Below are 21,684 nucleotides of genomic sequence, written 5' to 3' on the forward strand. Positions count from 1 at the left end.
CGGTCACAGGGCACGCTCGTAACTCGCCCAGGCGACATGGGACTCGTGCAGGGTGACGGTCAGGCCCGCGAGACCCCGGGCGCCCTCGCCGAGAGCGCCCTTCTCGATGCGCTCGGCGAGCCGGTCCGCGATGACCTTCGCCAGGAACTCCGTGGAGGTGTTGACTCCGGCGAAGTCGGGTTCGTTGTCGAGGTTTCTGTAGTTCAGCTCGCTGACTACGGCTCCCAGTTCCTGTGTGGCGAGTCCGATGTCGACGACGATGTTGTCGTCGTCCAGCTGTTCGCGCCGGAATGTGGCGTCCACCAGGAACGTCGCTCCGTGCAGACGCTGCGCGGGGCCGAAGACCTCGCCGCGGAAGCTGTGGGCGATCATGATGTGATCGCGGACGGTGATGCTGAACAACGGACGACCCTCCAGGTGCGGCGCGTCTGGTCCTCCGGCTGATCCCTGCCGGGGGATGCCGTGTAGTACGGCTCTCCGCTTCCCCGTGTTCAGCCGTATCTCACTCTTTTCTCAGGTCAGGCGCTCTTGCCGTAGCTCACGAGATGACAGAGGGCCGGAATTTCCCCACGGGCGAGCTTCGGCATCACCTCCGGCAGTTCTTCGAACGCGCTTTCCCCCGTGATGAGGGCGTCGAGCGTCGGATCGGCGAGCAGCTTCAGCGCGAGGGCGAGCCGGTCGCCGTAACTGCGGTTGCCGCGGGCCGGGGAGACGGTGCCCACCTGGCTGCTGCGGATGACGAGACGCCGGGAGTGGAAGGCCTCGCCGAGCGGCAGGCTGACACGGCGGTCGCCGTACCAGCTCAGCTCGACGACCGTGCCTTCGGCGCTGAGGAGTTCCAGCGAGCGGGCGAGGCCCTGTTCGGTGGCGCTGGCGTGGACGACGAGGTCGCAGTCGCCGAGGGCGTCCGCGGGGGACGCGAAGCCGACGCCGAGGGCCTCGGCGGTCTTGGCGCGGGCGGGGTCGGCGTCCACCAACTGGACGCGGACGCCCGGAAAGCGGGCGAGCAGCGCGGCGACCGAGCTGCCGACCATGCCACCGCCGACCACGGCGATCCGGTCCCCGATGAGGGGGGCGGCGTCCCAGAGAGCGTTCACGGCGGTCTCGACCGTGCCGGCGAGGACGGCCCGTCGGGCGGGCACGTCGTCCGGTACGACCGTCACGGCGCTCGCGGGAACCACGTACCGCGTCTGATGCGGGTACAGGCAGAAGACGGTCCTGCCCTTCAGCGCGGCGGGCCCCTCCTCCACCAGGCCCACGCTGAGGTAGCCGTACTTCACGGGGGCGGGGAAGTCGCCCTCCTGGAACGGTGCCCGCATGGCCGCGTGCTGACTCTCGGGCACTCCGCCGCGGAACACGAGTGTCTCCGTGCCCCGGCTGACTCCCGAGTACAGCGAGCGGACCAGCACCTCGTCCGTACCGGGGGCCGCGAGGGTGGTCTCCCGTATCTCGCCCTCACCCGGGGAGCGGAGCCAGAACGCGCGTGCGGCGGCCTTCATCGAGAACCTCCTGAACGATCGGCAACCCGTGCACGTACCTCGTCACGTACCCGAGATGTGCACAGGCCGCGCACAGTACGCGGCCTTGATCGACTCTGTCATCTGGCCGGAGGAATGTGCGGTGGCCCTGAACAACACTTACGAAGCAAGGCTGGTCCAGCAGGAGACCGCTGTGGGAGCGGGTCTGCAGATCCTGTTGCTGGCCCTGCTCGGCACGGCGATAGGCATGGGGCCGGCGGGCTGGCTGACCGGCCTCGCCTTCGCCGTCGCCACCTGGGCCGTGCTCTCCAGGGCGCTGCACCGCACCCGGCCGCGGTCCTTCGGGCCGGCCAACCGGGTGACCCTCGGCCGGGCGACGCTGGTCGGCGGAGTCACGGCGCTGGTCGCGGACTCCTTCCAGGACTCCCCGCCGGTCACCCTGTTCGTCGGGCTGACGGCGGTGGCCCTGATCCTCGACGGCGTCGACGGCAAGGTGGCCCGCGCGACGGGCACCTCGACGCCGCTGGGTGCGCGGTTCGACATGGAGGTCGACGCGTTTCTGATCCTGGTGCTCAGCGTGTACGTGTCGATGTCGCAGGGACCGTGGGTGCTGCTGATCGGCGCCATGCGCTACGGCTTCGTCGCCGCGGCCCGCGTCTGGAACTGGCTCAACGCCCCGCTGCCGCCGAGCATGGGCCGCAAGACGGTGGCCGCGCTGCAGGGGATCCTGCTGCTGGTGGCGGCGTCCGGATACCTCCCGTACACCGCGACCTTCGGGGTGGTGGCTGTCGCTCTGGGGACGCTGGTCTGGTCGTTCGGCCGAGACGTCCTGTGGCTGTGGCGCACGCACCGCGCGGACCAGGCGGCGGTGGGCGAACTGCTGGAGCTGGAGTTCGTGGCGGCGGAGCGGGAGCGGGAGCCGGAGGCGGTGGCCTCCTGAGGCCCTGCCGGCTCGAAGGTCAGCTTGTGAGCGGCACCCGGTACACCATCGACTCCCGCTGCCGGAAGCCCTGCCGCTCGTACAGCCGGTTGGCCGCCGCCCGGTCCGGGCGGGAGGTGAGGTCGACGGTACGGGCCCCGGCCTCCCGGGCGATCCGGATGGCCTCCCTGATCAGCAGTCCCGCGATGCCCTGGCCGCGGGCCGCGTGGTCGACGATCACGTCCTCGATACGGGCCCGCAGTCCCGCGGGCGCGGGAAACATCACGAGGGTGAGCGTGCCCACGATCGCCCCGGCCGCCGACCTGGCGATCAGCATGGTGTTGGCGTCACAGGCCAGGATGCGGCCGAGCGCGGCGAGGTCGAGGGCCTCGGCCGCGGAGGACAGTTGCGGCAGCATCCGCGCGAAGGCGTCGACAAGCTCCTGGTCCGCCTCCCGGGCGATCTCCACCCGGATGTCCTGAGTCTCCATGGGGTGGACCCTATCGCCGCGCCCCCGAGCGCTACGGCAGATCCGATCCGCCGCGCCCCTGAGCGCTACGGCAGATCCGATCCGCCGGGGCCTGAGCCGTTCGGCGGATCGTGGCGCAAAGGCCGGTGGCGTCCGGCGGGTTCGCGCTCCGGGCAGGCCTGAGCCGCCCGATGCGATCCAGGCTCGGCCACAGAGCGACCCGGCGCGCTCCCGGGCCGGCCCAGCCACTGAGCGGCCCAGCGGCTTCCCGGCCCGGCCACTGAGCGGCCCAGCGGGTTCCCGGCCCGGCCACAGAACGACCCGGCATGTTCCCCGCCCGACCACAGAAGACGTGGGACCGGAATACGAGCGAAACGTGCCACACACCAGCGGCCAGGTAGGTCACAGGCACGAATCGGTGTCGTAGGTGGGTGGCGAGGAAGTCCGCCGACTCGAAGAGACGACAACGCGGACACTGATGTTTCATGGGTGTTCGCTCGTGAAACACGGCGACGGTCGCCGATCATACTGCGGGTTTCACGTTGCATGAGTGGTTGCAAACGCCTGGACGGCTGAAGCACCCGCAGGAAGTCAGGCCTCGTGGCCGACGACTTCAAGCGCGTGGAATCGCACGCCTGCCCGATGTCCCGCTTCGAGGTCACCGGCGACACCATCCCCTTGGACGGCCGCCGCTCCTACCTCTCCGAGACCGTGACACGGCGGGGGTAATCCTCACGTCAGCCCCCCGGACCAGGCCGCGTACGTGCGCACATGCGGTAGCGACTGGACCAGGTGGGCTTACACCTCCTCAACGAAGGCCTGTTACTGGCCCGGCTGTACGCCGCGGCCAGGTCGGCGTGCCTCAGGTGGCGGTGTGCAGCTTCGCGGCAGTGACCGCCGTGATGGCCTCGGCCGTGACGCCGGGGGCGGTCTCGACGAGAAGCAGACCGTTGTCGGTGACGTCGATGACGCCGAGATCGGTGATGACGCGGTGGACGCAGGCCTTGCCGGTGAGGGGCAGGGTGCACTCGTCGAGGATCTTGGGGCTGCCGTCCTTGGCGGTGTGTTCCATGAGGACGATGACGCGGCGGGCGCCGTGGACGAGGTCCATGGCGCCGCCCATACCCTTGACCATCTTGCCGGGGATCACCCAGTTGGCGATGTCGCCGGTGGCGGAGACCTGCATGGCGCCGAGGACGGCGGTGTCGATGTGGCCTCCGCGGATCATGCCGAAGGAGAGCGCGGAGTCGAAGAAGGAGGCGCCGGGGAGGACGGTGACGGTCTCCTTGCCCGCGTTGATGAGGTCGGGGTCGACCTCATGCTCGTGGGGGTACGGGCCGGTGCCGAGGATGCCGTTCTCGGAGTGCAGGACGACGTGAACTCCCTGCGGAAGGTGGCCCGGGACGAGGGTGGGCAGGCCGATGCCGAGGTTGACGTAACTGCCGTCGGTCAGCTCGGCGGCGGCGCGGGCGGCCATCTGGTCGCGGGTCCAGCTCATGCGCGTACGGTCCCTCGTGTCGAAGGCGCGGAAATTCGAAGGTGCTCTATGCGCTTGTCGGCGGCCTGGGCGGGGGTGAGGGCCACGACCCGCTGTACGAAGATGCCGGGGACGTGAATCGCGTCGGGGCCGAGGGCTCCGGGCTCGACGAGCTCCTCGACCTCAGCCACGGTGATGCGACCGGCCATGGCGGCCAGCGGGTTGAAGTTGGCGGCGGCCTTGTTGAAAACCAGGTTGCCGTGCGTGTCTCCGCGCCAGGCGCGGACGAGGGCGTAGTCGGTGGTGATGCCGTGTTCGAGGACGTGGTCGCGACCGCCGAAGGTGCGGGACTCCTTCGCCGGGGAGGCGACGGCGATGCTGCCCTCGGGCGCGTAGCGCCAGGGCAGGCCGCCGTCGGCGACCTGTGTGCCCACGCCCGCCGGGGTGTAGAAGGCCGCGATGCCGGCGCCGCCGGCTCGCAGCCGCTCGGCGAGGGTGCCCTGCGGGACGAGTTCGACCTCCAGTTCACCGCTGAGGTACTGGCGGGCGAACTCCTTGTTCTCCCCGACGTAGCTGCCCGTCACACGGCTGATGCGGCCCTCGGCGAGGAGAACGCCCAGCCCCTGGCCGTCGACGCCGCAGTTGTTGGAGACGACCTTCAGGCCGGTGGCGCCCTGGGCGTGCAGGGCGCCGATGAGGGTGGCCGGTATGCCGGACAGGCCGAAGCCGCCGACTGCCAGTGAGGCCCCGTCGTGGATGTCGGCGACCGCCGCGGCGGCGCTCGCGCTGACCTTGTTCACGTATGGGTCCTTTCAGCCGGAAGTCAGTCGGAGGCCGACCGCAGGGCGTCGGAGATGGACTTGGCGCCGCCGTGTGCGGTGAAGCCGCCGTCGACGGGTATCTCGGCGCCGGTGATGAAGGAGGCGTCGTCGGAGAGGAGGAAGACCACCAGCGGGGTGATCTCGTCGACGGTGCCGGTGCGGGCCAGCGGCGTCTCGCGGATGTTCGCCTCGCGGAAGGCGGGCGCGGCGGAAGCGGTCATCTCGGTCTCGATGAAACCGGGATGGACGGTGTTCACGCGGATGCCCCGCGGGCCCAGCTCGACACAGGCCGCCTTCGACAGGCCGCGCAGCGCCCACTTGCTGGCCGTGTACGCGACCGGGTAGTGCCCGGTGAGCCCGGCGGAGGAGCCGACGTTGACGATCGACGAGCCCGGCGGCATCAACGGCGCCAGGTGCTGGATGGCGAGGAGCGGGCCGGTGACGTTGACCGCCTGGACGCGGGCGAAGTCCTCGGGCGTGACCTCGTGGAGCCGCGCGCGCCAGGTGATGCCGGCGTTGTTGACCAGGCCGTGGACCTGTCCGTACTGGCAGCGCAGCTCTTCGGCGAGCGCCGCCCACTCCTTCGCGTCGGTGACGTCCAGGCGCAGACAGCCCGGCGCCTGAGTCACATCGGCGGCGACGACCACCGCTCCCGCGCGGGTCAGCGCCTCGGCCTCGGCCGCGCCCTGTCCGCGCGCGGCTCCGGTGACGACGACGACCTTGCCGTCCAGCCTGTTCACGGCCCCGCGGTTCACGGGCGCAGCCGCGGGCGCTTGCGGGCCCGGGGGATCGGTACGGGTCCGGCGCCGGGCACGACGGTGTTGGAGACGGTGCCGATGCCCTCGACGGTGAGGGTGACGGTGTCGCCGGGCTTCAGCGGTGGCGGGTCCTGGCGGTCGCGTACGCCCCACAGTTCGGCCAGGCAGCCGCCGTTGCCGCAGGTGCCGGAGCCGAGCACATCGCCGGGACGGACGTATGTGCCGCGCGAGGCGTAGGCGACCATCTCCTCGAAGGTCCAGCTCATGTTGGACAGCAGGTCCTCGCCGACCACCTCGCCGTTCACCGAGGCGGTCAGCGCCAGCCCCAGGAAACCGTCGGTGTCCCGGTACGGCTCCAGCTCGTCGGCGGTGACCAGGTACGGGCCGAGGGTGGCGGCGGTGTCCTTGCCCTTGCAGGGGCCCAACCCCACCCTCATCTCGGCGGACTGGAGGTCGCGGGCGGACCAGTCGTTGAAGATCGTGTAGCCGATGATGTGGTCGCGGGCCCGCTCGGGTGTGAGGTCGCGGCCCTCGCGGCCGATGACGGCGGCGACTTCGAGTTCGAAGTCCAGGACCGAGGAGCCGGGCGGCACGGGCACGTCGTCGTGGGCGCCGATGACGGCGTACGGATTGGTGAAGTAGAAGGTCGGCGCGTCGTACCAGGCGTCAGGGACCCCGGCCGCGTTGTCGATGCTGCGCCGTACGCCCTCGACGTGCTCCTCGAAGGTGACGAAGTCCCGTACGGACGGCGGCGGGAGAGGCGGCAGCAGTCGCACCTGCGAGACATGCGGGCCGCCCGGCACGTCCAGCGTGGCGTTGCCCGCCTCACGCAGGGCCGCGGGGCCCGCCCGGAGCAGGTCGAGCAGCGAGGCGCGGCCGGGGAAGGGGTGGAGGGTGCCGTCGTCATTCACGGTGGCGACGCTGCGGCGGCCGTGGTGTTCGTACGTGGCGAAGCGCATGGCAATCCTGGGGTATTGCGTAGGAGTGGACCGGGGGCGCGGGCGGAGCCAGGGCATGGACATCCGCGCCCGAGCCGAGGGGGCTCAGACCGGCGGGGCGACGAAGACACCGCGGTCGACGTCGTTGAAGGACTCCTTGGCGACCAGCTCGTTCATCGGGTTCGCCGTGCCCCACTGGTCGGTGACCTCGGGCCGGGAGAAGTCGTAGACGTGCGGATGCCAGGTGTCCTCGTCGAGCTCCTCCAACTCCGTTGTGTATTCAACAGTGTTGCCATGCGGGTCGAGAAAGTACGTGAAGGTGTTGTCGCCCGCCATGTGGCGGCCCGGCCCCCAGACCTTGCGGGCGCCGGAACGCATCACGCGCCCCGAGCCCCGCATGTACTCGTCCAGGCCGCGCATCTCGAACGAGACGTGGTGCAGGGAGGTGTGCGGACCCTTGGCGAGGGCCATCGAGTGGTGCTGGTTGCTGATCCGCATGAAGTGCATGACCTCGCCCATGTGCGGGGAGCTGAGCGTGTCGGACAGCCGGAAGCCGAGGTGGCGCTCGTACCAGGCGCGGGTGCCGTCCAGGTCGGGCGAGTTGAGGACGACGTGCGAGAGGCGGACCGGGATGGCCTCCTTCTCCTCGATACGCCGGTGCCGCCGGGCCTCGACTTCCGCCGAGACCTCGATGGTGCGGCCGTCGCCGTCGAAGAAGCGGAAGCCGTAGCCCCCGCCGGGGGTGTCGACCTTGCCCGGCTGCGAGATCAACTGCACGTCAGCTGCGAGGAGTTGATCGGCGAGCGTGTCCACGTCGGCGGCCGACGCGGCACCGTAGGACACGAGGTCGAGCCGCTTCTCGTCTGCCTTGCGGAGCCGTACGACGTACTGCTCTGGTGAACCCTCTGCCGCCAGGAAGGAGATCCCGGAGTCTTCGGCGATCTTTGTCAGGCCCCAGACTCCGGCGTAGAAGTCGAGCTGCTTGTCGTAGTCGGGCACGGCGAGGTCGACGTGCCGCAGGTGGGTGAGCAGGCGGTGGGGCAGGGCGTTGGTCATGTCGGGGCTCCTCAGGCGAGGCGCAGCAGCGCTGCCGCGTTGCCGCCGCGTACGGCGTGGAAGTGGGGGTCGGGCAGGTCCGTGGCGGCGCGCAGCGCGCCGACCGGGTCCTCGGTGCCCATGTCGAAGGGGAAGTCCGAGCCGAGCAGGACGCGGTCGGGGCCAGCCACCCGGATCAGTTCGCGCAGGACGTGCGGGTCGTGGACGAGCGAGTCGAAGTACAGCCGCTTGAGGTAGCTGCTCGGCTCGGACGCGCAGCCCCGCGTGTCCGGTCTGGTCCGCCAGGCGTGGTCGGAGCGGCCGATGTGGGTGGGCAGGTAGCCGCCGCCGTGCGCGGCGATCACCTTCAGGCCGGGGTGGCGGTCCAGCACGCCGGAGAAGATGAGGTGGGAGAGCGCGATGGCGTTCTCGGTGGGCTGGCCGACGGTGTTGGACAGGTACCAGCGGTCCAGGCGCTCGTCGAGCGTGCAGCCGAAGGGGTGCAGGAAGAGCACCGCCCCGGTCGTCTCGGCGAGTGCCCAGAACGTGTCGTACGCCGGGTCCGAAAGTTCGCGCCCGGGCGCGTGGCTGGAGATCTCCACTCCGCGCAGGCCCAGGCCGAGGGCGTGGTCGAGGGCCTTGACGGCGAGGTCCGGGTACTGGAGCGGGACGAGGCCCAGTCCCAGAAGCCGGTCCGGGGCCTGCGCAACGTGGGCGGCGGTGCCGGCGTTGGCCAGTTCCCACACCGTGCGGGCGAGGTCCGCGTCGGCCCAGTAGTGGTAGTGCGACGGGGACGGCGAGACCAGTTGGACGTCGACGCCGGAGGCGTCCATCGTGGTGAGCCGGGCCTTGACGTCGGTCAGCCGAGGGATGCGGTCGCGGACCATCGGCCCGCTGACGGCGAGGGCCTCGGGGCCGTTGCGGCGGGCGTCGAGACTGCGGGCGGCGGCCAGCCCGGGGTGTCCGGCGACGGCCTCCTCGACCTGCGGAAGCAGGACGTGCGCGTGGACGTCGATGGTGGGGGTTGCCGGGGTGGCCAGGGCGTCCAGGGTGTCCGGGGTCGTCACGGGGTCTCCTTCAGGGCGGACATCGTGCGGCCGATCAGACCGGGCACGTCGGCGTCACGGACGCCGTCCAGCTGCCACTGGCCGAGCTGCACCGAGGCCTCGACGACCATGCGGACACGGTCGATGCGGCGCTCGTGGTAGCGGGTCAGCAGGTCGTCGAGGGAGTCGAGGGAATCCCACGACTCCTCCGCGCTCAGCAGCTCGGCCAGCACGGAGGCGTCCTCCAGCGACATGGCCGCGCCCTGCGCGAGGGTGGGCGGGCAGGCGTGGGCGGCGTCGCCGACCAGCACGACCCGGCCGCGGTGCCAGGAACCCTCGACGAGCAGCCGGTCGAACCAGGTGTAGTTGACCTTGGCCGGGTCGGTGATGCTCGCGGCGATCTCGGGCCAGGCGCCTCCGTACGGGGCTGCCAGGCGCCGCATCTCGTCCGCGTACGAGGCCGGGTCGATGGAGGCGCGGTCGCGGTTGGCTTCGACGAGATAGGCGTAGATGGTGTTCTCGCTGGTGGGGCAGTAGCCGGCGATGTAGCAGGGCCCGCCGAAGGTCAGGTCCGTGCGCTCCAGGCCCGCCGGGCGGAGTGCGGCGACGCGCCAGATGGCCATGCCGGTCGGCTCGGGCTTCTCACTGATGCCGATCATCGCGCGGGTCAGGGAGTTGAGACCGTCGGCGCCGATGACGAGCTCGTAGCGGCCCTCGGTGCCGTCGCTGAAGCGGGCGGTGACGCCGGCCCCGTCCTGAACCAGCTCGTCGGCGGTGGTGCCGAGGCGGACCGTCGCACCACTGGCCCGGACCGCCTCGCACAGGATCTCCTGGAGCCGGGGCCGCTGCATTCCGATGGTCGCGGGCAGGTCCTCGCCGCCGGTACGGATGTCCTGCTGGACGTGGAACACGTGGCCGTCGGGCGTGGCCAGGCCCACGGAGTCGAAGGCGTAGCCGCTCTCCTGGACCTTGTCCCACACGCCGAGCTCGCGCAGCACGCGCAGCGCGTTGCCCTGGAGGGTGATGCCGGAGCCGAGGACGTTCCAGTCGGGCTTGGCCTCGATCAGGTCCACGGTGATGCCCGCTCGCCGCAGCAGCACGGTCACGGCGTTGCCGGAGGCGCCGCCGCCGATGACGAGGACGGTGCGGGGGCGGGGGTCGGTCATGGGTCTCCCTGCGGTGAGGCCGCGCGACTTGGAGCGGCAGGGGTGGTGGTGCGGGCCGGATGGGCTGGGCTGTCCGGGCTGTCCGGGCGCGGCCCACCCCCGCCGGTACGGAGCGTTACTTGACGGCGATCGGGTTCACGGGGGAGCCGACGGCTCCGGTGATGGGCAGTGGAGCGGCGGTGAGCCAGAACTCGTAGCGCCCGTCGGCCGCGCAGTGGTCGGCGAGGGCGTCGAGGTCCCACATCTCGCCGATGAGCAGGCCCATGTTGGGGATGGCGACCTGGTGCAACGGCTGGAAGGCGTGGTCGAACTCGTTGGGCCGGACCTCGAAGCCCCAGGTGTCGGTGGCGATCCCGGCGATCTCGCTGCGGTGCAGCCAGCCGGCGGTGGTGAAGCTCAGCCCGGGCGAAGCGCCGCCCGCGTACTCGCCCCAGCCCTCGCGCCTGGCGCGGGCCAGCCGTCCGGTGCGGACGAGGACGAGGTCGCCGCGGCCGACGGTGACGCAGTGCGCCTCGGCGGTGGCGACCAGGTGCTCCTCGGTGATGGCGAAGCCGTCAGGCAGTTCGCCGTTCTGGCCGACGACCAGGCCCACATCGAGGAGGACGCCCCGCCCGGCCACGTACGGCGCCATGTGCTCGATGCCGGTGACGAGGTCGCCGTCGGAGGTGACGACCTTCTCGGCGGCCCGCCCGTTCCATGCCTTGCCATGGTCGAAGATGTGGCCGAGTCCGTCCCACTGGGTGGAGCACTGCAGTGGCATCGCGATCACGTCGTCGGCACCGCCGATGCCGTGCGGGAAGCCCTGGTTGCCCAGGGCGGCGTCGGTGCCGGTGTCGAGCATGGTGTGCACCGGATTCGTACGCCGCCGCCAGCCCTTCTGCGGGCCGTGCATGTCGAAGCGCTGGGAGAGCGAGAAGCTGACGCCGTCGCGGACGAGGGCCGCGCCCTCGCGGCGCTTTTCGGCGTCCAGGAAGTTGAGCGTGCCGAGGACATCGTCCTCACCCCAACGGCCCCAGTTGGAGTACGCCTTGGCGGCCCCGGCGATCGCGCCCTCGGCGTCTTTTGCATCAGGCACAGTCGTGCGGTCGATCACGACGCCTCCTCCGCGACACAGTGGGTGCGCTGGGCACCGAGCCCCGTGACAGAGCCGTCCATCACGTCGCCGTCGCGCAGCAGCCGACCCCAGTGCATGCCGTTCCCGGCCGGGCTGCCGGTCAACACCAGGTCGCCGGGAAGGAGTTGGGCGGTCTGGGAAATGTACGAGACCAACCGCGCCACGCCGAAGATCATGTCCTTGGTGGACTCGTCCTGCATGGTCTCGCCGTTGAGCTTCAGGGTGACCCGCAGGTCGGACGGGTCGGCGATGGACCCGGCCGGGACGATCCAGGGGCCGAGCGGGGTGAAGCCGGGCGCGTTCTTGCAGCGCAGCCAGTCGGTGCCGATGGCTGGCATGTCCCGGCGGAAGACGGTGGACCGGTCGGTGAGGTCGTTGGCGATGGTGTAGCCCGCGACGTGTTCCAGCGCCTCCTCCACCGTGACCCGGTGGGTGGGGCGGGAGATCACCGCGGCCAGCTCCAGCTCCCAGTCAGGCTTCCTGGCCCAGGAGGGCAGTACGACGTCGTCGTACGGGCCGGTGATCGTGGTCGGCAGTCCGATGAAGACGTACGGGAGGTCCTCGGCGGCCCGTTGGTCCATGATCGCCGCGATCTCCGCGCGGGCCTCCTCGACGGTGCGCGGGTCGTCGGGGGCGCGGTGCGCGACCTCCAGGTCGATCACGTGCTGCCGGTAGTTGGCGCCGGACTGGAAGATCTGCCGGGGCTCGACGGGCGCGTGCACGTCCAGGTCGTCGAGCGACAGCCAGTCACCGGCCGGATCGCCCGCGAGGCCGTGCAGGCGCGGCAGTTCCTCGTCCCAGCGCTCCAGGAGAGCGAGGGCGGTCGTACCCAGGTCCAGCACCCTGCCCTCCGGGAGCACCAGTCCTGCGGACGGGGTCCGGCCCGGGGCGGAGAAGGTGCCGAGGGCGAAGGGGCCGGCGAAGAGGGGTGCCGTCGTGGCTGCGGATTTCACGGAGATGTCCTCCTGATTGCGGTGCCACCAATCTGGCCCGTACATTGCGATCAGGGAAATCGATTCTCTGGATGCCCGGTATCCAGGAAGCAAATACCGAGGCCCCATGTCTCCTATTCCGTACAGGGATTCCGCGTGAACCTGGCCAGCCTGGACCTCAACCTCGTCGTCGCCCTGCGTGCCCTCCTCGAAGAGCGCAACGTCACCAGAGCCGGCCGACGCATCGGCCTCAGTCAGCCCGCCATGAGCGCCGCCCTGGCCCGGCTGCGCCGCCACTTCGACGACGACCTGCTCTCCCGGGTCGGCGGACGCTACGAACTGACCGCCCTCGGCCTGGCCCTCCTCGACCGCACCGCCACCGCCTGCGACCTGCTCGAACGCGTCTTCACCAGCCAGGCAGTGTTCGACCCCGCCCATGAGGAGCACGAGTTCACCCTGCTCGCCTCCGACTACGCGGTGGCAGTCTTCGGCGCCGAACTCGCCCGCATCGTCCACACCGAGGCGCCGGGGATCAGGCTGCGCTTCAAGCAGCCCCCGACGGACATCACCGAGAACACCACTGCGCTGCTCAGCACCGCCGACGGTCTGCTGCTGCCGCACGGCATCATCAGCGACTTTCCCGCCGTGGAGCTCTACCGGGACCGCTGGGTCTACCTCGTCGCCGACGACAACCCCGAGGTCGGCGAGCAGCTGACCCTCGACGACCTGGCCCGGCTGCCGTGGGTGACGTACCAGCGCACGTACGACGCACCCGCCGCCCGTCAGATCGGCATGCTCGGTATCGAGCCGCGCGTGGAGGTCTCCGTCGACAGCTTCCAGCTGATGCCCCTCCTGGTCGCGGGCACCCGCCGGATCGCCCTGATCCAGGGGCATCTCGCCGACCGGCTGGACGGACTCGTCCCCGTACGGGTCGTGGATCCGCCCTACGACGCCGTGCCGCTCCGGGAAGCCCTGTGGTGGCACCCGGTGCACACGCACGACGCGGCGCACATCTGGCTGCGGAAGACAGCTGTCCGGGTCGCCGAGACCATCCACGGCAAGGATGATCGCGATCCGGGAGATCGATCGGACAGAGGCTAGGCAGGGCTGGGCCGCTCACTCATAGTCGACCCCAGATCCTCCGCACGCTCCTCTCCTCGGTGTCTCCGTGTCCCGATGGCGTGCCGCCCCTCCCCTCGCCACATGGAGTTCCCGCATGCCCCCTTCCGTGCCATCGCCATCGTCCCCGCCCGCTTACGCGGAACCCGTGCCGCCGCCCGGTGTGATCCTTCCGACGTCCGGTGCCGCGCACCGGCTGCGCGTCTCCCTCCTCATGGCCGGCAGCTGTCTACCGATCCTCGGGGCCGTCCTGATCGCCCCCGTGCTGCCCAAGATGCAGGACCACTTCGCCGACGTGCCCGGCGCGGGCGCCCTGGTCCCGATGGCCCTCACCGTCCCGGCCCTGGCGCTGGGCCTGTTGGCACCCTTCGCGGGCGTCATCGTCGACCGGCTCGGCCGCAAGCGCCTGCTGATCGCCGCGACCGTGCTGTACGCGATCTTCGGCACCGCCCCGCTGTGGCTGGAGTCGCTGGGCGCCATCGTGGCCAGCCGCGCCCTGGTCGGTATCGCCGAGGCCGCCATCATGACCTGCTGCACCACGCTGATCGGCGACTACTACAGCGGTCGGGTACGGGACCGCTACCTCGCCCTTCAGACCATGTGCGCCTCCGCCTCCGCGACCGCCTTCTTCGTCATCGGCGGTGCCGCGGGGTCGGCCGGCTGGCGGGCTCCGTTCTGGATCTACGCCGTCAGCCTGCTCATCGCCCCGCTCATGGCCATCGGGCTGCCGAAGCCGACCGCGGCCACCGGTGCGGCCGCCGAGGACGGGGAGAGCACGGACACCGCGGTCGCCCCGAAGCGCTCGTTCCCCCTCCGGCAGCTGGGCGGGATCTGCGGACTCACCGTGTTCGGGGCCCTCGTCTTCTACACCGCCCCGGTGGAGATGTCTTACCTGCTGGACGACCTCGGCGTGACGGCGACCAGCGTGATCGGGCTGGCCACAGCCACCGCCAGCGCCGCCACCATGGTCGGCGCGATCACCTTCGCCAAGCTGCGCGGGGCCCCGGGGCCCCGGCTGCCACTCGTCTTCGCCCTGTGCGCGGCCGGGTTCGCGGTGATGTGGCTCGCGGACAGCGCGCCGCTGCTGATCGTCGGCGCCGTGCTCAACTGCCTCGGCACCGGTCTCCTGCTGCCCTCCCTGCTCACCATCGCCATGTCCAAGCTGGACTTCGCCGACCGCGGCCGTGGCACCGGCCTGTGGACCGCGTCCTTCTTCATCGGCCAGTTCATCTGCCCCCTGGTGCTGATCGCGGCCAAGTCCGCCCTCGGCACCCTGGCCGCCGCCGTCGGCCTGCTCGGCCTGGCCTCGGCCGTTGTGGCGGCAGGCCTCTTCCTGACCGCCCGGCGCAGGGCCGCGGCCGTCGCACCGTTGCCCCAGTAGGACGAAGCCACCCGCGACGGGCGAGTCGAGGGCGGCGCTGTCCGGTACGGACCAGGTCCAGGCAGTGAGGCCGGTTTGCAGACCAGAGGGAAGCCGACCTGATGCGCGGCTTCCAGCGCCTGATCGCATTTGTCCGTGTTGCGACGACTCCTTGAACCCAAGATGTACACCGGCAGCACGAGGAAGGTCTGGTCAGCGGTCGTCTTCCCTCGCGCCCAGCCGACCTCGTCCGCTGTGGGTGTGAACGACTCGACCAGCTCCCGCGCCGTGACGGTCCCGGGGAACCTCGGGTAGGCGGTGCGGTCGATCGATGCCAACACACACCTCGAAGATCACAGGGGCCAGGATGACGGAATCCTGACGATCCCTATCAAGGCGACCCGCGCTGGCCTCTACCAGCGGTGAAACAAGGCCGTGGCACGTTTCGCTCGTATTCCGGCCCCACCCCCAGAACGGCCCAGCACGCTCCCGGGCCGGCCCAGCCACTGAGCGGCCCAGCGGCTTCCCGGCCCGGCCACAGAACGGCCCGGCACGCTCCCGGCCGGGCCGCCTGAACCACCTGGCGAGTTCGTTGCCGACACCGAGCCCTTCAACGCCATCTGACCCGCCCAGCGGCTGTGCCCTCCGCGAAGTCCCTGCCCGGGGCGGCAGCACCTGGCCCCCGTGCGCCGCGTCCCGGGCATACGGGATCAGCTGTGGAGACGTACGGCAGAGTCTCGAAGAACGACCGCCCCTCCAAGGCGCCGGTCCTCGGTCTGTGCCCGTAACCGGCGTCCGCAGAGCCGCACTGCCGGCCGGAACCGGACTTCCTTCGCCCTCCCGGCCCGTTCGTTCTACCGCCGCGGCAACAACCCGACCGCCGCCACCGGTACCGCGGCCAGTACCAGCCACGGCACCACGGCCGGCAGTCCGGCGTCCAGGAGGGAGCCGGTGACGGAGCTGCCGGCCAGGACGATCAGCCCCGAGACCGAGGAGAGCGCCCCGGTGTAGAGGCCGAGCCGGCCTTCCTCCGCGAGGTCGGGTACCCAGGCCCGGGCCGCGGGTGCGACGAGCATCTGCCCGAGGGTGAGCAGGACGATGAATCCGGCCGAGGGCAACAAGCCCGCCGTACCGGTCCAGTCGGCGGGACGGGACATCGCGACGACCGCGAACCCGGCCCCGATCAGCAGCAGTCCGGCCACCATCGAGCGGCGCAGCGACAGCCGGGAGCCGGCCCAGCGGGTGACGGAAAGCTGGGCGGTCACCACCAGCAGTGAGGACAGCGCGAACAGCCAGGCGAGCGCCGACTGCGAACCGGTCGCGCGCTCCACCTCATCGGGAAGGGCGAGGTAGAGCTGGTTGTAGGCGAGCAGGTAGGCGCCGTACGCGCAGCACAGCGCGAGAAAGCGCCGGTTGCGGAGCAGCACCCCCAAACCGCCCCCCAGCCGCATCCGCCGCCGCCCCGGGATGTGCTGCGGCAACATCCACGCGTGCCCGGCGAGGACGAGCACGAAGACCCCGGCACCCGCCAGACACACCGTGCGGAAGTCCACCGACAGCAACAGCGCACCCAGCAACGGCCCGACGAAGGCACCGGCCTGCCCGGCGACCGTGAACAGCGCCAGCACACGGGTGCGTTGACCACCCGCCTCCTCATGGACGACGGCCTGCCGGGCAACCTCGGACTCCACCGCCGGCGAGAACAGCGCGGCGGCGAACCCGATGAGCAGGACGGCCCCGATGACCGCCCCCGTCCCCTCGGCGTACCCGAGCCAGGCGAACCCGGCGATCCGCAGCGCGCATCCGGCGAGGACGACCGGCCGGATCCCGTACCGGTCGGCGAGCGCCCCGCCCACCACGAACAGCCCCTGCTGGCTGAAGGTCCGGAGCCCCAGCACGAATCCGACCAGCCAGCCCGCCATGCCGACGGTCTGTCCCAGGTGCTCGGACAGGAAGGGCAGCACGGCGAAGAAGCCGATGTTGAAGGCGAGTTGGGTGAGGATCAGCAGCCGCAGCAGCGGAGAGAGCCGGGCGGTGGTCCTCGGCGGATGGACCGGCGTGGACGTCGTCATCCGGCCTTCACCAACTCCCGCGAAGGCAAGGCCAGTTCAGCCCGCTCCTTGGCCGTACGACGACTTGCGCGCCGTCGCGGCCACCGCACCCCGCCCGCCGCACTCACCGCGAGCGCGCCCAGCAGAGCGAGTGCGGCGGCGGGCGCGAGGACGGCCCAGGGGGCACGTTCCGCGTAGGGCTGGTTCTCGGCCAGGAGCAGTCCCCACTCCGGGGACGGCGGCTGGGTGCCGAGGCCGAGGAAGCCGAGTGAGGCGAGGGCCAGCGCGACGCCGGGCAGGCGCAGCAGGGCGTGCCGGGTGACGGGCGGGAGGATCGCGGGCAGCAGTTCGTGCCGCAGGAGGTACCAGCGGTTCGCCCCGAGGGCTTGGGTGGCCGTCAGATGCGGGGTGGCGTGTTCCTGCCGGAGCAGTGCGGAGGTGTGTGCGGCGAGCGCCGCCCAGGAGACGGTGGCCACGGCGATCGCGGGCGTGGTGGCGCCGCTCCCGGCGACCGCGGTCACGAGCAGCGCGGCGAGCACCGGCGGTACGGCGTTGACGGTGTCGACGAGCGGCCCGGACAGCCGGGGCAGCAGTCCGAGCAGGACGCCGACGACCAGTGCGGTGACGCTGATGGCGAGGGCGGTCAGCAGGGTGTCGAGGGCCCCGTGTCCGACCCGGGCGAGCAGGTCCCGGCCGAGTGCGTCGGTGCCGAACGGGTGGGCCCAGGAGGGGGGTTGGAGCCGGGCCCCGGTGTCCAGGGCGAGCGGGTCGCGGACCAGACCGACCGCGATGACGGCGGTCAGGAGGCCGCCGTACACGAGGGGCAGGGTGCTGCGGGTGGGCCGTCGCGGGCGGTGCAGGGAGTCGAGGGCGCCGTCGCGCAGGGCCGGGCCGGCCAGGAGGCGGACGCCGAGTGCCGCGAGGCCGGTGGCGGTTACCGCGAGGAGCAGCAGGGCGAGGGTGCCGGCCTGGAGTACCGGCAGGTCCTGCGCGAGGGCGGCCTGGAGGGTGGTGCGGCCGAGGCCCGGGATGTCGTAGATCTGCTCCACGGCGACGGAGCCGGCCGTGAGGCCCACGACGAACAGGCCCAGGTTGGGCAGCAGGGCGGGGACGCAGCGGCGGACCGCCTTGGCGGCGACCGTACGGCCCGGCAGTCCGCGGGCGTCCGCGGCCAGCGCCCAGGGTTCGACGAAGGCGCCGGGCAGGAGGTCGTCGAGGAGGCGGCCGAGCACGGCCCCGGCGGGCAGGCCGAGGGCGAGGGCGGGCAGGACCGTCCATCGGGGGCCGTACCAGCCGAGGGCGGGCAGCCAGCCGAGCTGTACGCCGACGACGGTGGCCAGGACCGAAGCGGTGAGGAACTCGGGCAGCGCGGCGAGCATCGCCGAGGCGCCGCCCCCGGCCCGGCGCCCGTCGAGGCGTCGGTGCGCGCCGAGCCGGAGCGTGCGGGCGCACACCAGGGCGGCGGTGACGGCGGCGATCACGAGCGCCACCGTCACCAGCAGCAGGGTCACCCCGAGTGCCTGGGCGACGGTCGGGGTGACCTGTGTGCCGTTCAGCCAGGACCGGCCGGCGTCCCCGCGGGGCAGTCCGCCGAGCCATTGGCCGAGCAGGTGCAAGGGGCCTTTGTCCAGGCCGAGTTGGGCCCGGATGTCGGCCAGGACCCGCGGTGTCGGGTCGCGGTCCGCGGAACGCGCCTTGAGGACGGTGAGCGCCGGGTCGGTGCGGGACAGCCACGGCAGCAGGCCGATCCCGCACACCAGGGCCGCCGCCAGCAGGACACGCCACAGTAGGGTGGCCACGCGGTGCCCCATGGATCAGCGTCGCGTTCCGGGGCCGACCAGGGTCCGCTCGTACGGGTCGAGGAGCACGCCCCGGACGTCGGTGGCGACGCCGACGATGATGCCCTGGTGGGCCAGCGGGACCACGGCGTCGGTACCGAGGATCGCCGCTTCGGCGCGCATGGCCGCGTCCTGCCGCTCGCCGGTGTCGGCCTCGGCGTCCGCCTCGGCGACCGCCCGGTCGACCTTCCTGTCGCACAGCCGGGCGAGGTTGTAGCCGCCGTCGCAGGTGTAGTCGCTCGCGAGGACGCCGACCGGGTCGCCGGTGTCGACGAGGCTGTTGCGGGCCCCCACGAACGCGTCGAACTTCCCCGCCAGCGCGTCGCTTTCGAGCCGCGAGTACTCGCGCACCACCAGAGTGACCTTGAACCCGGCCTTCTGGAGCTGCTGTTGGAGGACCTGCGCCGCCTCCGGGAGTTCGGGCCGGTTGTCATAGGTGGCCAGGGTGATGGCGGTGCCGTTCGGCTCGGCCGCGCTCGCACGTCCGGTGGGCGGCACCCGCTTGCCCTCGGCCCAGGTCACGGCCGGTCCGTAGACGCCGGCGCCGGGGTCGGCGTACCCCTCGAAGACGCTCTTGACGACGGCGGAGCTGTCGACGGCCTCGCGGGCGGCGGCGCGCAGCTTCGGATCCTTGAACGGGCCCGCCTTCGTGTTGAGTTGAAGGCTGGTGGTGCGGGTGGTGGCGGCCTCCTTGAGGGTGGCCTCGTCGAGGGAGGCGGCCTGGGCGACCGGGATCGCCTCGGCGATGTCGACCTGGCCGGTGCGTACGGCGTTGGCGCGGGCGGTGCCGTCGGCGATGAAGCGGGCGTCGACGCCGGAGGCCTGGGCGCGGCCGCCCCAGTAGTCGTCGAAGCGGTCGAGGGTGGCGGAGGTGGAGCCGTTGACCTTGGTCAGTTCGAAGGGGCCGGAGGCGGTGCCGACCGGATCGACGCCGCCGTCCTTGCCGTAGGCCTTCGGGGCGAACACGGCGAGGCTGGGGCTGGACAGCCTGAGCGGCAGGACGGGGTCGGCGGTCTTCGTGGTGATGCGTAAGGCACCCCCCGTCGCCTTGGCCGTCAGCGTGACGCCGGACAGCGCGGCCGGGGCGGGCTTGGCCTCGGTGGCGTGGGTGAGGGCGGCGGCGACCGCGGCCGGGGTGAGCGCGGAACCGTCCTGGAAGGTGGCCTCGCGCAGGGTGAACAACCAGGTGCGGTCGTCCTCGCGGCGCCAGGACTCGGCGAGCGCGGGGGCCGCTGCGCCGTTGGCGTCGAGGGCGGTCAGTCCCTCGGTGACGCCGAGGCGGCTGAGGAGGGTGGCGTCGGCGCCGTACGGCGAGAGGTTCTCGGCGGGCGGGAAGGCGAGGGCGACGCGGAGGCGGGAAGCGTCGGCGTCGCGTCCGGGGTCGCCGCCTTCGGAGCCTCCGGAGGCGAAGCAGGCGGTGAGGACGGGAGTGAGCAGCAGGGAGCCAAGCAGGTGACGGCGTCGCATGGTTGTCCTATCGCCCCATCGGTATCTCGAAGTGGACGACGCTGCTCGCGCCGTCCGTGGTCTCGCGCTCGTCGTGCACGACCTTGCCGATCGAGCGCCAGAAGGGTTCGGCACCCGGGACCGCCGGGTCGGTGTGCAGATAGACGGAGCGGTAGCCGCCGTCCGCGGCCGCGAAGGCGAGCAACTCGTCAACCAGGCGGCGGGCGAGGCCGCGTCTGCGGTGCTCGGGGCGGACGTAGATCCGGCGCAGTTGCGCGGTCTCTCCCGACGGGTAGCGCTCGGCCAACCGGCGCGGGTTCGGCGGGTGGGCGGGTCCGCGGGAGTCGAGGGCGGCGGTCGCCACGACGGCCCGGTCGTCCGGGTCGAGGGCGACGAGGAGGGTGTGGCGGGCCGGGACGAGGTAGGCGGCGGCCGGGTCGATGATGTCGCCGTGCCAGCGGGGCACGTACCCGGTTCCGAAGTCGCGGTAGACGGTGTCGAGCATCACGGCTCGCGCACCTTCGAGGTCGTCCGGGCCCGCCACTCTGATGCTGTAGTCACGCACTTGCACATCATATGCATTAAGCCTTCCAGCTTGATCGCGGGGCCGATCGAGGGCCGATCGGGGGGCGATCGAGGGGCGATCGAGGGGCGATTTGACAGTGATCGAGTTCGCGCCCTAGAACCTACCAACATGACATCCATTTTCAAAAAGTCGGTGCGGTAGTGCGCATCGCGTTCGTCGGCAAGGGCGGCAGCGGCAAGACCACCCTGTCGGCGCTCTTCTCGCGCCATCTGGCCCGTTCCGGCGCACCGGTGCTGGCCGTGGACGGTGACATCAACCAGCACCTCGCCGAGCCGCTGGGCCACGAGGGCGACGACCTGGGCGCCCCTCCGCTGGGCGCGCACGTGGCCGACATCAAGGACTTCCTGCGCGGCACCAATGCGCGGATCGCCTCGCGGGAGGCGATGATCAAGACGACCCCGCCGGGCCGCGGCTCACGCCTGCTCCGGCTGCTGGGTGACGACGAACTGCACGCCAGACACGTCCGGCGCGCGGGTGAGGTCCCTCTGATGGTGACGGGCGAGTTCGACGAGAGCGACCTCGGCGTGGCCTGCTACCACTCCAAGCTCGGCGGGGTGGAGCTCTACCTCAACCACCTGGTCGACGGCCCCGGCGAGTACGTGGTCGTCGACATGACGGCCGGCGCGGACGCGTTCGCCTCGGGCCTGTTCACCCGCTTCGACATGACCTTCCTGGTGGCCGAACCCACCCGCAAGGGTGTCTCGGTCTACCGGCAGTACCGCGACCACGCACGGGAGTTCGGGATCCGGATCGCCGTGATCGGCAACAAGGTGACCGGTGAGGACGACCTGCTCTTCCTCAAGGAACACGTGGGCGACGACCTATTGACCCACCTGGTCCACTCGCCCTGGGTACGCGCGGCCGAACAGGGCCGGAGTGAAGGCGACTTGGGAGGCCGGGGCGGCCTGGGTGGCCTGGAGCCGCACAACCGGCACGCCCTGACGATCCTGCGCGAGGCCGTCGACTCCCATCCCCGCGACTGGCCGGCCCTCCACCGCCACGCGGTCGAGTTCCATCTCCGCAACGCCCGCTCGTGGGCGAACGAGGCGACCGGCCTCGACCTGGCGGCCCAGGTGGACCCGGAATTCGTACCGGGCCCGGCCTCCCTCGCCTGACCTCCCTCCCCCTCCC

General features: G+C 71.5%; 21 protein-coding genes. 5 read left to right on the plus strand and 16 right to left on the minus strand.

From position 1 onward, the window contains the following. Nucleotides 1–3: 3 nt before the first annotated feature. Both ACIRP7_RS35495 and ACIRP7_RS35500 read right to left on the minus strand, forming a co-directional pair. Nucleotides 4–402: a 6-carboxytetrahydropterin synthase gene (locus ACIRP7_RS35495; RefSeq protein ID WP_210575166.1), complete on the minus strand. Its 399-nt coding sequence runs from the start codon at nt 400–402 to the stop codon at nt 4–6. 116 nt (nt 403–518) lie between these two features. Next, the gene (locus ACIRP7_RS35500; protein ID WP_403667985.1) at nt 519–1,499 is read right to left on the minus strand and encodes a zinc-binding alcohol dehydrogenase; all 981 of its coding nucleotides are present in this window, start codon (nt 1,497–1,499) and stop codon (nt 519–521) included. Nucleotides 1,500–1,620: 121 nt separating this feature from the next. Here ACIRP7_RS35500 and ACIRP7_RS35505 point away from each other — a divergent pair, with 121 nt between their 5' ends. Beyond that, nucleotides 1,621–2,418 (plus strand): CDP-alcohol phosphatidyltransferase family protein, encoded by a 798-nt coding sequence (locus tag ACIRP7_RS35505; RefSeq protein WP_403668258.1) that lies wholly within the window; start codon nt 1,621–1,623, stop codon nt 2,416–2,418. Between the two features lie 19 nt (nt 2,419–2,437). On the opposite strand, the gene ACIRP7_RS35510 is transcribed toward ACIRP7_RS35505, so the two are convergent. Then, nucleotides 2,438–2,887, minus strand: a complete 450-nt coding sequence (locus tag ACIRP7_RS35510; RefSeq protein ID WP_403667988.1) for a GNAT family N-acetyltransferase — start codon at nt 2,885–2,887, stop codon at nt 2,438–2,440. A 579-nt stretch (nt 2,888–3,466) separates the two neighbouring features. Between ACIRP7_RS35510 and ACIRP7_RS35515 the strand changes: the two genes are divergently transcribed. Further along, nucleotides 3,467–3,595, plus strand: a complete 129-nt coding sequence (locus ACIRP7_RS35515; RefSeq protein ID WP_403667990.1) for a hypothetical protein — start codon at nt 3,467–3,469, stop codon at nt 3,593–3,595. Nucleotides 3,596–3,728: 133 nt separating this feature from the next. On the opposite strand, the gene ACIRP7_RS35520 is transcribed toward ACIRP7_RS35515, so the two are convergent. From ACIRP7_RS35520 to ACIRP7_RS35560, 9 genes are all read right to left on the minus strand, one after another. Continuing rightward, nucleotides 3,729–4,364 carry a CoA transferase subunit B gene (locus ACIRP7_RS35520; protein ID WP_403667993.1) on the minus strand — a complete coding sequence of 212 codons (636 nt, stop codon included), beginning with the start codon at nt 4,362–4,364 and terminating at the stop codon, nt 3,729–3,731. Next, on the minus strand, nt 4,361–5,143 hold the full coding sequence (locus ACIRP7_RS35525) for a CoA transferase subunit A (protein ID WP_403667996.1): 783 nt from the start codon (nt 5,141–5,143) through the stop codon (nt 4,361–4,363). The genes ACIRP7_RS35520 and ACIRP7_RS35525 overlap by 4 nt, the downstream gene beginning before the upstream one ends. A 23-nt stretch (nt 5,144–5,166) precedes the next feature. Further along, on the minus strand, nt 5,167–5,904 hold the full coding sequence (locus ACIRP7_RS35530) for an SDR family NAD(P)-dependent oxidoreductase (protein WP_403667999.1): 738 nt from the start codon (nt 5,902–5,904) through the stop codon (nt 5,167–5,169). An 11-nt stretch (nt 5,905–5,915) separates the two neighbouring features. Next, the gene (locus ACIRP7_RS35535) at nt 5,916–6,881 is read right to left on the minus strand and encodes a fumarylacetoacetate hydrolase family protein (RefSeq protein ID WP_403668002.1); all 966 of its coding nucleotides are present in this window, start codon (nt 6,879–6,881) and stop codon (nt 5,916–5,918) included. A gap of 84 nt (nt 6,882–6,965) precedes the next feature. After that, nucleotides 6,966–7,916, minus strand: a complete 951-nt coding sequence (locus ACIRP7_RS35540; RefSeq protein ID WP_403668004.1) for a VOC family protein — start codon at nt 7,914–7,916, stop codon at nt 6,966–6,968. 11 nt (nt 7,917–7,927) lie between these two features. Next, the gene (locus ACIRP7_RS35545; RefSeq protein ID WP_403668007.1) at nt 7,928–8,962 is read right to left on the minus strand and encodes an amidohydrolase family protein; all 1,035 of its coding nucleotides are present in this window, start codon (nt 8,960–8,962) and stop codon (nt 7,928–7,930) included. Continuing rightward, nucleotides 8,959–10,107, minus strand: coding sequence for an FAD-dependent oxidoreductase (locus ACIRP7_RS35550; protein ID WP_403668009.1), 1,149 nt, complete (start codon nt 10,105–10,107; stop codon nt 8,959–8,961). The genes ACIRP7_RS35545 and ACIRP7_RS35550 overlap by 4 nt, the downstream gene beginning before the upstream one ends. A gap of 115 nt (nt 10,108–10,222) precedes the next feature. After that, nucleotides 10,223–11,200 carry a cyclase family protein gene (locus tag ACIRP7_RS35555; protein ID WP_403668012.1) on the minus strand — a complete coding sequence of 326 codons (978 nt, stop codon included), beginning with the start codon at nt 11,198–11,200 and terminating at the stop codon, nt 10,223–10,225. Further along, the gene (locus tag ACIRP7_RS35560) at nt 11,197–12,174 is read right to left on the minus strand and encodes a fumarylacetoacetate hydrolase family protein (protein WP_403668015.1); all 978 of its coding nucleotides are present in this window, start codon (nt 12,172–12,174) and stop codon (nt 11,197–11,199) included. The genes ACIRP7_RS35555 and ACIRP7_RS35560 overlap by 4 nt, the downstream gene beginning before the upstream one ends. A gap of 135 nt (nt 12,175–12,309) precedes the next feature. Here ACIRP7_RS35560 and ACIRP7_RS35565 point away from each other — a divergent pair, with 135 nt between their 5' ends. Both ACIRP7_RS35565 and ACIRP7_RS35570 read left to right on the plus strand, forming a co-directional pair. Beyond that, nucleotides 12,310–13,254 carry a LysR family transcriptional regulator gene (locus ACIRP7_RS35565; RefSeq protein WP_403668018.1) on the plus strand — a complete coding sequence of 315 codons (945 nt, stop codon included), beginning with the start codon at nt 12,310–12,312 and terminating at the stop codon, nt 13,252–13,254. A gap of 115 nt (nt 13,255–13,369) precedes the next feature. After that, nucleotides 13,370–14,653, plus strand: coding sequence for an MFS transporter (locus ACIRP7_RS35570; protein WP_403668021.1), 1,284 nt, complete (start codon nt 13,370–13,372; stop codon nt 14,651–14,653). An 833-nt stretch (nt 14,654–15,486) separates the two neighbouring features. On the opposite strand, the gene ACIRP7_RS35575 is transcribed toward ACIRP7_RS35570, so the two are convergent. Genes ACIRP7_RS35575 through ACIRP7_RS35590 form a run of 4 tightly spaced genes read right to left on the minus strand, consistent with a single transcriptional unit; the run spans nt 15,487 to nt 20,532 of the window. Continuing rightward, nucleotides 15,487–16,704: an MDR family MFS transporter gene (locus ACIRP7_RS35575; protein WP_403668024.1), complete on the minus strand. Its 1,218-nt coding sequence runs from the start codon at nt 16,702–16,704 to the stop codon at nt 15,487–15,489. Continuing rightward, the gene (locus ACIRP7_RS35580) at nt 16,701–18,494 is read right to left on the minus strand and encodes an ABC transporter permease subunit (protein ID WP_403668027.1); all 1,794 of its coding nucleotides are present in this window, start codon (nt 18,492–18,494) and stop codon (nt 16,701–16,703) included. Before ACIRP7_RS35580 ends, ACIRP7_RS35575 begins: the two co-directional genes overlap by 4 nt. A 3-nt stretch (nt 18,495–18,497) precedes the next feature. Further along, nucleotides 18,498–19,988 (minus strand): ABC transporter substrate-binding protein, encoded by a 1,491-nt coding sequence (locus tag ACIRP7_RS35585; protein WP_403668030.1) that lies wholly within the window; start codon nt 19,986–19,988, stop codon nt 18,498–18,500. Between the two features lie 7 nt (nt 19,989–19,995). Further along, a complete protein-coding gene (locus ACIRP7_RS35590; RefSeq protein WP_403668033.1) occupies nt 19,996–20,532 on the minus strand; it encodes a GNAT family N-acetyltransferase in 537 nt (178 codons plus the stop codon). A gap of 161 nt (nt 20,533–20,693) precedes the next feature. Between ACIRP7_RS35590 and ACIRP7_RS35595 the strand changes: the two genes are divergently transcribed. After that, a complete protein-coding gene (locus ACIRP7_RS35595; protein ID WP_403668036.1) occupies nt 20,694–21,668 on the plus strand; it encodes an ATP-binding protein in 975 nt (324 codons plus the stop codon). Nucleotides 21,669–21,684: the final 16 nt, after the last annotated feature.

Source organism: Streptomyces sp. NPDC102270 (assembly GCF_044766405.1).
In the GTDB taxonomy this organism is placed as follows: domain Bacteria; phylum Actinomycetota; class Actinomycetes; order Streptomycetales; family Streptomycetaceae; genus Streptomyces.